Annotated in this window: 9 protein-coding genes and 2 pseudogenes; 4 read left to right on the top strand and 7 right to left on the bottom strand. The window is 40.4% G+C overall.

The genetic code is table 11. The features are described from left to right. Positions 1 to 15: 15 nt before the first annotated feature. Together V7K32_RS25700 and V7K32_RS25695 are read left to right on the top strand one after the other, a co-directional pair. Positions 16 to 210: pseudogene (locus V7K32_RS25700) on the top strand (heavy-metal-associated domain-containing protein); the annotation flags it as partial. 813 nt (positions 211 to 1,023) lie between these two features. Continuing rightward, positions 1,024 to 2,046: a GGDEF domain-containing protein gene (locus V7K32_RS25695; protein ID WP_334997276.1), complete on the top strand. Its 1,023-nt coding sequence runs from the start codon at positions 1,024 to 1,026 to the stop codon at positions 2,044 to 2,046. Positions 2,047 to 2,200: 154 nt separating this feature from the next. Here the strand turns inward: V7K32_RS25695 and V7K32_RS25690 are convergent, their stop codons facing one another. After that, positions 2,201 to 2,878 (bottom strand): ATP-dependent Zn protease, encoded by a 678-nt coding sequence (locus V7K32_RS25690; RefSeq protein ID WP_334997274.1) that lies wholly within the window; start codon positions 2,876 to 2,878, stop codon positions 2,201 to 2,203. A gap of 418 nt (positions 2,879 to 3,296) precedes the next feature. On the opposite strand from V7K32_RS25690, the gene V7K32_RS25685 reads away from it, so the two are divergent. Then, complete coding sequence (locus V7K32_RS25685) at positions 3,297 to 3,512, top strand: DUF2945 domain-containing protein (RefSeq protein WP_334997272.1); 216 nt, start codon at positions 3,297 to 3,299, stop codon at positions 3,510 to 3,512. Between the two features lie 405 nt (positions 3,513 to 3,917). On the opposite strand, the gene V7K32_RS25680 is transcribed toward V7K32_RS25685, so the two are convergent. The 6 genes and pseudogenes from V7K32_RS25680 to V7K32_RS25655 all read right to left on the bottom strand — a co-directional run bounded on the left by V7K32_RS25680 (position 3,918) and on the right by V7K32_RS25655 (position 10,408). Continuing rightward, a complete protein-coding gene (locus V7K32_RS25680) occupies positions 3,918 to 4,772 on the bottom strand; it encodes a CheR family methyltransferase (RefSeq protein WP_334997270.1) in 855 nt (284 codons plus the stop codon). Beyond that, positions 4,772 to 5,833: a protein-glutamate methylesterase/protein-glutamine glutaminase gene (locus V7K32_RS25675; protein ID WP_334997268.1), complete on the bottom strand. Its 1,062-nt coding sequence runs from the start codon at positions 5,831 to 5,833 to the stop codon at positions 4,772 to 4,774. The genes V7K32_RS25680 and V7K32_RS25675 overlap by 1 nt, the downstream gene beginning before the upstream one ends. Before the next feature lie 166 nt (positions 5,834 to 5,999). Then, a pseudogene (locus V7K32_RS25670) lies at positions 6,000 to 6,390 on the bottom strand (four helix bundle protein). 49 nt (positions 6,391 to 6,439) lie between these two features. Beyond that, complete coding sequence (locus tag V7K32_RS25665; protein WP_334997265.1) at positions 6,440 to 7,744, bottom strand: methyl-accepting chemotaxis protein; 1,305 nt, start codon at positions 7,742 to 7,744, stop codon at positions 6,440 to 6,442. 17 nt (positions 7,745 to 7,761) lie between these two features. Further along, a complete protein-coding gene (locus V7K32_RS25660) occupies positions 7,762 to 8,232 on the bottom strand; it encodes a chemotaxis protein CheW (protein WP_334997263.1) in 471 nt (156 codons plus the stop codon). Further along, the gene (locus tag V7K32_RS25655; RefSeq protein WP_334997261.1) at positions 8,225 to 10,408 is read right to left on the bottom strand and encodes a chemotaxis protein CheA; all 2,184 of its coding nucleotides are present in this window, start codon (positions 10,406 to 10,408) and stop codon (positions 8,225 to 8,227) included. The genes V7K32_RS25660 and V7K32_RS25655 overlap by 8 nt, the downstream gene beginning before the upstream one ends. Positions 10,409 to 11,033: 625 nt before the next feature. On the opposite strand from V7K32_RS25655, the gene V7K32_RS25650 reads away from it, so the two are divergent. After that, positions 11,034 to 11,399: a response regulator gene (locus V7K32_RS25650; RefSeq protein ID WP_334997259.1), complete on the top strand. Its 366-nt coding sequence runs from the start codon at positions 11,034 to 11,036 to the stop codon at positions 11,397 to 11,399. Positions 11,400 to 11,401 lie beyond the last annotated feature (2 nt).

Raw genomic sequence — 11,401 nt, 5'->3', positions numbered from 1 at the left:
ATACTAGAGTAGCAAATGCAACTAAAACTGAAAGTATCAAATATTGCTTGTGAGAGATGTGCAGAAATAATTACGGAATCAACCCCCATTATGGAACCTGAAGCGAAGGTGGATATCGATTTTAATGCTAAAATTACGGTAGAATCCGCAGTTTCTGAAGAGTCGATCAAACAGGTAATTGTTGCTGCTGGTTATGGTCTTGAGGGTTATAGCTTTTCGGTGAGTTTTGCCGTCTATTTGATTCACGTTTTTTGCAATTCAATCTCTACCTTGATACTTAATAAAAGCCTATTTTTTAAAGAAAAATGCTTAACCTCTGTTTGGTTAATAACATTTTTCATTGAATTTAAAAGTGTTGGCTTTTATCATTCAATACGCTTCGCTTAAGAAAATTGCTTTGTTGGTTAGAACATTCGTGTTACCCAACATCACGGAAGTGTTGGGTAACCCTGCCTTAAACCCCTTTGAGTCTACGTTCCTCAATTATAACGCGTCTGGAGACATCGACCTCTGCTTAGATGCTGCCTTAAACCCCTTTGGTTCTACGTTCCTCAATTCAACCTACGTAGAAGTTGAGTTTTAGGCTTAACTGAACTGTGTTGTTCTACAATTAAATGAAAATTTTTATGACTTAGTTATTTTTCTCCTTAGGAAAAAATTTCGCCGCCTAATGTGACACTTATTACCAACTTTTTATTTGGGTAATCAAAGCAAAATCACACCTAGAAAAGTATGTAAATATTATTTATTTTTTTAAAAAATATTCAGTATTTTTACTGTTTTAAAAATATTCTGTAAAGAAGAAATTAGTTGTCAGCAGAGGATGTTTCAGAAACGTTAGTAGTAAAAATAAAGTCTGAGAAGGAGATTGAAATTGTAAAAATCTATATTCGGCGACAAAATAGTTAATATATTAGCAAATAGAACTCAAGATAAAAAATCATATTTTGTATTAGCCAAAAAGAGCAGCAAGTATTAGAAAATTAATCTCTTTAAAAGTTAAATAAGGTAAAAAATAAAGCAATGAATATGTCTATTATGGTCTTTGGAAAAAATAACTTTATTGCCACCCTTCCAGATCAAATCCGTTATGCGACTGCTTTTAGTGTAGAAATTATAGACAATCTTAATCAAGGAGTGTCGCGGATTCAAATGATGCCCCCCGATATAATACTTGTGCAGGCTAGTCTGGATGGCAGTATAGAACTTTGCAGTTGGTTGAATGACCAGACAAAACTATCCTGGATATACTGTATTCTCTTCGAGGATCGTCCCCAGCAGCTTACTGATAGAAATAAGGGTTGGCACAGGGAATTAGAGATGAGTGCTACGGCATTAAAACAAGGAGCCGATGCTTATATTTGGTATTTTATTGCTGAAAAAAGAGATTATAGCTTTACAGAATTGACTGCCAATCATGGACTAATACTTGCTCAATTGACTGTTGGCTTCCGAAAAACACAAAAATACCGAGATTTGATTCGGAGAAATGATATGTTATCAGCGATCGCCTTAGCTGATTCCTTGACAGAATTAAATAATCGTCGTGCTTTAGAATGGGACTTACCCAGGCAAATTAAAAAAGCTATAAGTCAAAAAACTTGGATGAGTTTGATTATTCTGGATGTAGATCATTTCAAAAAAGTTAACGATACTCACGGGCATTTAGTTGGCGATCGCATCTTGCAGCTACTATGTAAGCGTCTGCGACACAATCTGCGCTCTCAAGACACAGCATTTCGCTATGGTGGCGAAGAATTTGTGATTCTTCTGGCTGACACCAACGATGAGGAAGCAGTAGTCGTCGCCCGTCGTCTCAATCGGGTAGTCAGCGAGGAACCATTTTCACTCAGCAATAAACTGACAATTAATATCACCATTAGTCTAGGCGCAGCCTCTCTGCAAGCTGAGGATGACGATGAAGGAGTAAGTCTGTTGCACCGTGCCGATCAATGCTTGCTAGAAGCTAAAACTGCTGGACGTAATCGGGTTATTGCCTCGAACTATTTATGTCATGTCCCACATCTAAAAGCTGTTTCTTCTTAAAAGTAGGAATTGGGCATTGGCAAAGAGGAGGCAGAAGGCAGAAGTTCTTTAATTTTTAATTTTTAATTGATTTCTCCCCCACTCCTAACTCCTAACTCCTAACTCCTAACTCCTAACTCCTAACTCCTAACTCCTAACTCCTAACTCCTAACTCCTAACTCCTAACTTTTAACTCAGCATGACAATCTTCTACCGAAGTGCGTTGTCGCATGGCATTAACTAAAGTCTCGTAGCTAGACCGATTTTCTTCGAGTAGGGTTTTTGCTTGGAGGGTATGAAACCGCAATTTCTGCTGATAAACTGATTCAGGAAATCCCAAAATTGTCAAGACTCCTATCAGCTTATTTTTATCATCAGATCCCCCCTCAGAATTATTAAAAACTAGGGTTTCAGCAGCAATACCCGCCATCCAAACAGTGCAGTAGCGGTCTAGCATTTGGGAACTGATTTTACCCACTTCTAGTTGAGATGCTAATTCGCCATCATCAAAGCTAACGCCACCTTGCCCAGGTTGTCCCTGTTTCCAGGCTTCCCAAGCGCTGAGGGTGTAGCCGGTAACGGGAATACCTAACAGGTAAGCAACCAAAAAATGCCCTGCTTCATGATGGACGATGCGATCGCGGTGTTCACTTGAAAATCCAGCAATCCAATCTAAAAAGATAGTACCACCCTTGCCTTGCAAACTAAAGCTGTCAAAAGTGGCTACTCCCAAAATAGCGAAGGTAGCAAGCGCCGGTACTGCGGGCGATAAATTCAAGAATGGCCCCAGCAGTACCGATAGGGTCATCAGAAAAATAGATATTGCAACTAAATTTAGGCTAGTCTGGCTCATTGAGAGTTTTTTGAGAATCTGCTTAATCTTTCTTCATTATCAGGCAATGTCTACGACGGGCTACGCCCACGCACAGCTTTTGTATCAAGGTGGTTGTAGCGATCGCCTAATTTCATCTCACACCTAATTAAATTACTGGCTTAATAAGGGATGTTTTCTCTATCACTAGAATGATGGCTGCTTTTCCAATCGCAGACATAATGTGACGTTATAGCGGTTCTAGTTTATGTGAGGTACATCGGTAAGGGCTATGCCCCTACACCTGGCGATATTGGGAACCGCTTTAGTAGGTATAAAACATTAAGTAAGCTGTTCTGCATTTAATTTGTATAATTAGGGCGCTCATGTTGCCCACCCCACAAGAGTTTTATTTTATTTGATTATTCAATTTAGATGATTTTCAGCTTAGGAGATGAATGTGGCTGAACAATTCAAAAATGGCGATCGGGTTGAATGGAACACTTCACAAGGCAAGACAACTGGCAAAGTAGTAAAGAAACTCACTTCACCTACAGATATTAAAGAACACCATATTGCTGCAAGTGAAGAAAAACCTGAGTACTTAGTTGAAAGCGATCGCACAGGAAAACAAGCTGCTCACAAGCCTGATGCTCTGAGGAAATTAGAGGAATAATGTTAGGAAAAAATATAGGATAAAAAGTAATAAAAGTGGGAAAAGTAGGATGTTTTTTCTTTACCTTGATTATCAGGTTATTACACGCTATTTTGATATTTAAGTACAGTTCTTGATAGGGGAGTTTGGGGATATGTAAAAAGGCTGCTGAAATTTTTAGATGAAAAACCTAAAAGTAAATAGGTAAACCGCGTCCATCTTGAAAACTGTAGATATTCCATGATGAAAAGAAAAAACCCTCATCCCCCAGCCCCTTCTCCCAAATTTGGGAGAAGGAGAGCCGCAAAGTTGTCCCTCTCCCTTCTTGGGAGAGGGATTTAGGGTGAGGGCAAAAACTACGGTTCTCAAAATAGATGAGGTTTAAAAGGAGTTAAAAAAAGTAGATTTTTATTAACTCCTTTTATCTCAATCGGCAATTTTAACTTCAGGATTGTCCAATCGATAGCAGATAGCCTTGTCAAATAAAACCCGTTTAAATGATTCATCTAGGCTAATAGTCGTTTCACCACTACCCAAAAATAAGTAGCCATCTGGCCTTAATTGCTGCTTGATCTTTTTTAGCAAGGTTTTTTTGGTAACAACATCAAAGTAGATTAAAACATTGCGTAAAAATATAACGTCAAATTGCGGCAGAGATGACCAAGATTGCAAAAGATTTAACTGACGAAAATCAACCATCTGGCGGATTTGTTCCTTTATTTGCCAGTCAGTATCTAGCTTTTGAAAGTAGCGATCGCGTATATTTTTAGATAGTCCACGATTCACTTCAAGTTGGTTATAATGCCCTTCGCAAGCACGCGCTAAAACCTTAGTAGAAAAATCAGTTGCAATTAATTTTACAGACCAATGACTAAGCATGGGAAAATGTTCATTAATTAATATGGCGATGCTATAAGGTTCTTGTCCATTAGAGCAGGCTGCACACCAAATATTGAGCGATCGCTCAATTGATCGTTGTTTAATTAACTCTGGTAGAAGGTATTCTTTCAGTGCTTTAAAAGGGTGGCTATCACGGAAGAATGAGGTTTCGTTCGTGACTAGCGCCTCGATTGTCTGGACGTGAAGACTATTAAACGGCTGAGTTCGCAAGTAAGTAACCAAATCAGCGATAGAAGCGAATCCTGCCGATTCGATAATTGGCTGCAAATGTAACTCTGCTAAATAGCTTTTATCAGCAAACAACACAACGGCTGAATGATGATGAACTAATTCCCGAAGATACTCAAAATCAGTGGTGCTTACACCCATAATCTGTGTCATTACAGGTCTGAAAGAGGAACTTGATTGAAACGAATTCTGTGCATAATTTCATTTGCGATCTCATTAAGTGGAAGAATTTTATTGGCCAGTCCAGCATTAACGACAAAACTAGGCATTCCCCACACTACGCTAGTAGCTTTGTCTTGTGCAAGTACCTGTCCACCCGCCTCGTGTATACACTGACAGCCATGTAACCCATCTTGCCCCATACCTGTGAGGATAACTGCGATCGCCCCAGCGCCATAAACCTGTGCAACCGATCGTAACAACACATCAACTGAAGGACGACAAGAATTTTCGGGAGATGCTTGATGGGTAAGAAGTCGAACCGCAGTATTGTCGCGCTGCACAATTAGATGGAAATCTCCTGGTGCAATCCAGACATGTCCCGGTTTTAGTATCTGTCCAGAAACGGCTTCATCTACTGGGATTTGACACTTAGAAGCTAATTGTTTAGCTAGTAGTTTCGTAAACATTGGCGGCATATGTTGCACAATCAAAATCGGCACTGATAAATCTGCTGGGAACTCTTTAAGCACTACAGCCAGAGCATTTGGCCCTCCGGTAGAAACCCCAATTGCCACAACCTCCACCTGCTGTAAGCTGCTACGAATAGGAAAAATAACTGGATGGGTAATTATGCTGGGTGTAAAAAATGTACCAAATACCTTAATTTTAGGAATTAAATCATCCCGAATATGTTGGGTTGCTGCCTCTACATTTCCTAAGTTACTAGGTTTTGTGGCATAGTCTGAAGCACCTAAAGAAAGAGCTTCCAGCGTTGCGATCGCTCCACTATGTGTGAAGGTACTATACATAATCACTGGTAAGCGTGGATACATTTGTCGAATAGCGGACAGGGTTTGCAAACCATCCATCTCTGGCATCTCAATATCCAGGATAATCACATCGGGATTAACATGGGAAATTTTGGCAAGGGCAATGCGACCGTTAGCCGCGACTCCTACCACCTCCAGTTCGGGATCGCTAGACAAAATTTTACTTACTCGACTTCGCACTACTACGGCGTCATCAACAATTAGTACCCGGATTTTGGGCATTGGGGATTGGGGATTAGGGATTGGGGATTGGGGATTGGGAGGCAGGGGAGGCAGGGGGGCAGGGGAGGCAGGGGGGGCAGGGGAGGCAGGGGGAGCAGGGGAGGCAGGGGGGGCAGGGGAGGCAGGGGGGGCAGGGGGAGCAGGGGGGCAGGGGGGCAGGGAGAGATTAACGATTCATTAACCAAGGCAATGGATGATTAATCATATTTACTAGACCAGATAAAACTTGGTTGTAACTTGCGTAAAGCTCTCGTCCTGTTTGCACATCCATATAGTTGCATTTGACGGCAAATTCAATCCAAGTTTGAGTTTCAGATGCCTCAGCTTCACAATCATTCAACTTAGCTACAAATGCTGCCTCATAACGGTGTTTCCGCCAAGCTTCTGCCACGTTCGCACATACAGAGCGAGAAGAACGGCGAATTTATTTGGTCAGTTAAAGAATATCGTTCCTCCAGAGGAAACTTTTTTGATAGCTCAAAAATTTTCATTGCTGTTTCAAATGCAATTTTATAAATTCCTAAGTCTTTATGGTCTTTAATAACTTCTTTAGTCATTGTCTTGCCTCCCCTGCCTCCCCTGCCATTTCTTCAAGACTGCCTCCTCTTAATACTTAAACTGATTGACGACTTTCTGCAAATCTATTGCCATTCGAGATAGTTCTGTTGCTGCCTCTAATGTATTACTAGTTCCAGTAGTCGTACTTTGAGTATTAAGTGCCACAATTCCAATATTTTTGGCAATATCTAATGTACCTTTGGCTGCTTCAGCCATATTTCGACCAATTTCATTCGTAGTTGCTGTTTGTTGCTCAATAGCACTGGCGATCGTACTTTGGAAGTCGTTGATTTGATTGATAATAGTAGTAATTTGAGTGATGGCTTGAACGGCGCTTTTTGTATCTGTCTGAATTGCTTCAATTCGCAAGCTTATATCTTCAGTCGCACTTGCCGTTTGTTTGGCTAATTCTTTCACCTCGTTTGCGACTACGGCAAATCCTCTACCTGCATCCCCGGCTCTAGCTGCCTCAATCGTAGCATTGAGTGCTAGCAGGTTTGTTTGCCCTGCGATCGCGGTAATGACTTTAATAACTTTGCCAATTTCGATACTGCTTTGACCGAGTTTGTTAATTGTCTCGTTCGTGCGTTCAGCCGTTTTAACTGCCTCACTCGTCACCTTTGCTCCTTCGGTAACGGTCTTAGCAATTTCTCGAATGCTAGCATTCATCTCTTCTACGGCAGTCACAACTGTATTGGTATTCTGACTTACCTGTTCAGCAGAAGCAGATGCAGAAGTGGCCTGTTCGGCTGTTTGTTCGGCATTCTCACTCATTTCTTTACTGACTGTGGTTAGTTCTTCTGCGGAAGACGCAACTGCTGTTGCCACCTCTGTCATCTGTCTAATTGAAGACTTTAGGCTGCTAATCATCTGATTTGCATTATCCGTAAGCTGCTTAAACTCTCCTGCATTACTTGCCTCGATTTGCTTGGATAAATTTCCTTTAGCGACGGCAAGGCTGACCTCATTAATACCTTTTATCTGCTCTTTTAAATTTGTAGACATCTGATTCAAGTTTTCGAGCGATTCTTTCCAACTCCCACCGGCTCCTTTGACAACCCCTTGAGAACCGAGTTTGCCTTGGATACCAATCTCGGATGCCAAGCGATTAACTTCATTAGCAAAGTTTTGATTTAAACTCACCAATTCATTAAATACTGAGGTAATTTCACCCAGTTGATTATTTTCATCAGTTAAACGGATGCTAAAATCACCGTTTTTTGCAGCCTTAAGTGCTATTAGTAACGCCTGCAATTGCACTTTTATTACACTGTCATCGGTTGGTTGGGAATCTGCACTATCCACCGAGGGAGATTTTGAATTGGCTGTTTTTCCAGTCCGATTTGTAGTCATTGCAAAGCGCTCCTGAATTATTCGATAATCTGATTTGTTAAATTAACATCTAGAATTTTCTCGGCGTCTAGAACTAACAGAAATCCCTCTGGGAGCGGGTAAGCTCCTGCTAGCATCTGACGCATTCTACCTTTTAACGTTGCAGGTGGGGGTTGAAAGGTGTCTTGTGCGAACTCTAAAACATCTCCCACATCATCAACGAGCAGACTGACTACTTCACGATCACAACACACAATGATATTAAATCCCTGGGCTGCATCTACAAATTTTGTAGTTGATTGTGTCTGCGGTTCGCTCATTTCTAATCGACGTTGCAAATCGATGACAGTAATAATTTGTCCACGTAAATTAATCAACCCACAAATATCTGGTGGTGCCAAAGGTACATGAGTCGTTGCTTGTGGACGAATCACTTCTTGAACGTGTTGCACGTCAATACCAAAGTAAACTCCTTTGAGAAAAAATGTGCAAATTTGTTGTTCAGTCATGAGTCGCTAGTTGCAGCAAATGAGGGTTAGCAATCCGAATTACAGTCTCAATGTCAATAATTTCTGTGATTTGCCCTTGAATTACAGCACAGAAAAGCACACCAGGTCTACTAGGAATACCTTTAATGGTTAGTGGTTCTTCCACAATATCAAGAATCCGATCGACCACTAGCCCAACACTGAGTTCTGAGTATGGAGAAACAATAATTATCTGGAGCGTTTCTGCAACTGTTGCCAAAGCCTGATTGTAAAAGCGATCGCTATCAGAAAATATTTTATAAAGATCAATCAGTGGCAAAATTTGACCGTTAGACTGCAAGACATGCTGATTAGCCACTTTTTCCACAGCAGAAGTAAGAATTTCTTCGAGCCGAAATGCGATCGCTAGTGGAATGCCCATACGTGCGCCTTGGGGTCCCTCAAACAGTAAAATTGTTTGGCGTGAGTCTGCTTGCTCTTGGCTATTTGCAGCATTTTCGCTCAACAAATGCTTTTGTTTGGCAGTTATACCAGTTCGGTTTGCCAGAGCAACAACATCAATAATTAATGCTACTGTGCCATCCCCTAAAACGGTAGCTCCTGCAAATAGGGATAGCGCCTTTAACTGTCTTCCCAAAGGTTTAACTACAATATCTTGAATGTCTTCGATTGTGTCTACCACCAGTCCAAAGCGATAATTATCAACTTGCACAATTACCAGACTGAGTGTTTCTAAGTTGCTGACACTATTTTGTTGCAACACTTGGTTGAGATAAATCAAGGGGACAAGATTACCCCGCAAGCGATACACAGGCACATCGTATAATATCTCAATACTATTGAATGTTTCTAGGCGTACTAGTTCTAGTAAACTCCCTTGGGAAATAGCATAGCTATTGCCGCCACTGCTGAGAATCAATGCTGGAATAATTGCCAATGTCAACGGAATCTTGATTTTGAAAGTCGTTCCTTGTCCCTGTTGGCTGTAAATTTCAACCGTTCCGTTAATCTTCTCAATATTACTCTTGACAATATCCATCCCAACCCCTCGCCCGGAAAGGTAAGTTACCTGGGGAGCAGTCGAGAAGCCGGATAAAAAAATTAAGTTCATCGCTTCTGACTCGCTCATGGTTGCAGCCTGCACAGCGTTTACTAAACCAAGTTGCTGCGATCGCCCTTTGAGCTGTTCTAAATTCAGACCGCGACCATCATCGCCAATTTCAATATTGACTTTGCCGCTTTCATGATAGGCTCTGAGAAATAGCCGTCCTACGCTTGGCTTTCCACAAGCAACCCGCTCGGCTGGTAATTCAATCCCATGATCCATACAGTTGCGTACTAAGTGCGTTAAGGGGTCTTTAATTGTTTCAATAATACTTTTGTCTAGTTCAGTATCTGCCCCCTCCATCTCCACTTCAACTTGTTTACCGGAAGCGATCGCTAAATCGCGGGTGACGCGAGGGAACTTTTGCCAAATGGAACTAATTGGTTGCAGTCGAGTTTTCATCACCCCTTCTTGCAACTCGGCTGTAAGTAGGCTAAGGTGCTGGCAAGTAGCAGCAAAACTATTATCTTTAAACTTCGTACTAAATCCGATTACCTGGTTACGGGCTAAAACAAGTTCACCCACTAGGTTCATCATCTGATCTAGTAGATTAACATTGACTCGGATATAAGCAGATTCTGATGTTGTCTGAGTTGATATTTCTGTGAGTTCGTAATTAAAAGACTCAACATCACCACCTACTGCATCTATTTGTGGCGTTTGTGTATTAACAGACGATTGAGAGACTTTTGGAGTCTGTTTAGTTTCTGACAATTGGGTTAGAGCCACAATCAGTGCTGAATAATTGCGATCGCCATCATGCTTTGTAGCTTGAATTTGAGATAGGATTTGCCCAATGCTGTCAACTGTTTGCAGTAAAATACTAATAATCTCAGGAGTGATTGCTAGTTGGCGATCGCGTAGACACGAGAGCAAATTCTCTCCAGCATGAGCAAGTGATTCCAAATTAGGAAACGGTAAAAAACCGCAATTCCCTTTAAGCGTATGGAGTGAGCGATAAATGCGAACTAATGCTTCTCCATTGCCAGATGCTTTTTCTAGCTCAATAATATCGCCTTCAATTTGATTCAAGTTCTCATAGCTTTCAACGAGAAATGCTTCTATATCATCGTCAATTTCATTTAACTCCATTGGTTAATAAAGTAAAAATTTGTATATCTTATTTTAATACTAATTTAATATTCAATCTTAGCAATCTCTATCTAAAGAGAGATGTTTGCCTTTTGTCAGGCTGAAGACATAATTTTGCCTTAATGATATAGTTAAAAGACACGCAATATTATCGTTGCTATTAACTCAAAGTTTCAAGAAGGATGGTCGTTAATACAGACAATTTTACAAGTGCAAACAATGCGACGTGCGTTCCGCCCCGCTTCGCTAACGTCAGTTTATCGAATCCTAACAACCTTGGTGCTACTCAAACTATGTCATGTATCTTAATGGTATGAGCCTGGGATAAATCGAGCCTTTAACCTATATCTATTACAGAACTATTTTGCATTGGCAACCGAAAGGAAAACTGAAATTAAATCGGATTTAAAATACTTAACAAATTTTAAAAGTTTCCATTAAAAAAACTAGCCAAACAGCATAGCATTATAGTTTAAGCGAGTTTGATAATTTTTCCGAAACTATGATTATTGATAATTGTAAAATTATATTTAATTAATCTTTAATTCATCCATTTACATTAATAATGTAGGCTGATTATACTAAGTCAAGAATTATTAAGCTAAAGCATAAAAGGACAAAGTTGATGGCAATGGTTTTGATTATCGATGATGCAGCTTTTTCTCGCAGAATGATTCGTAAGTTTCTGCAAATCGATGGTTATGAAATTATCGAAGCAACTAATGGGCGTGAGGGATTAGAAATGGTTTACAAGCATCAGCCAAATTGTGTGTTGGTGGATCTTCTCATGCCAGATATGAATGGCTTTGAATTTCTGAAAGCTATGCAAGATAAAGAATTAAAAATCCCGACCATTATCATTTCTGCCGATATCCAAGAAGAAGCACGCAATCAAAGCTATAACTTGGGGGCAGTTAACTTTATTAATAAACCGCCAAAAGAAAGTGAATTGCGAAAGGCAGTCCAGGAAGTTCTTAATACCAAGGAATAAGT

Origin of the sequence: Nostoc sp. (genome assembly GCF_036917635.1) — a bacterium.
GTDB lineage: Bacteria > Cyanobacteriota > Cyanobacteriia > Cyanobacteriales > Nostocaceae > Nostoc.
Note: the sequence above shows the minus strand (reverse complement) of the source record. Positions and strands in the feature narration are given on the sequence as shown.

Coding starts and splice junctions, on each gene's coding strand:
- V7K32_RS25695 (WP_334997276.1), top strand. CDS start 1,024: ATGAATATGTCTATTATGGTCTTTGGAAAAAATAACTTTATTGCCACC.
- V7K32_RS25690 (WP_334997274.1), bottom strand. CDS start 2,878: ATGAGCCAGACTAGCCTAAATTTAGTTGCAATATCTATTTTTCTGATG.
- V7K32_RS25680 (WP_334997270.1), bottom strand. CDS start 4,772: ATGACACAGATTATGGGTGTAAGCACCACTGATTTTGAGTATCTTCGG.
- V7K32_RS25675 (WP_334997268.1), bottom strand. CDS start 5,833: ATGCCCAAAATCCGGGTACTAATTGTTGATGACGCCGTAGTAGTGCGA.
- V7K32_RS25665 (WP_334997265.1), bottom strand. CDS start 7,744: ATGACTACAAATCGGACTGGAAAAACAGCCAATTCAAAATCTCCCTCG.
- V7K32_RS25660 (WP_334997263.1), bottom strand. CDS start 8,232: ATGACTGAACAACAAATTTGCACATTTTTTCTCAAAGGAGTTTACTTT.
- V7K32_RS25655 (WP_334997261.1), bottom strand. CDS start 10,408: ATGGAGTTAAATGAAATTGACGATGATATAGAAGCATTTCTCGTTGAA.
- V7K32_RS25650 (WP_334997259.1), top strand. CDS start 11,034: ATGGCAATGGTTTTGATTATCGATGATGCAGCTTTTTCTCGCAGAATG.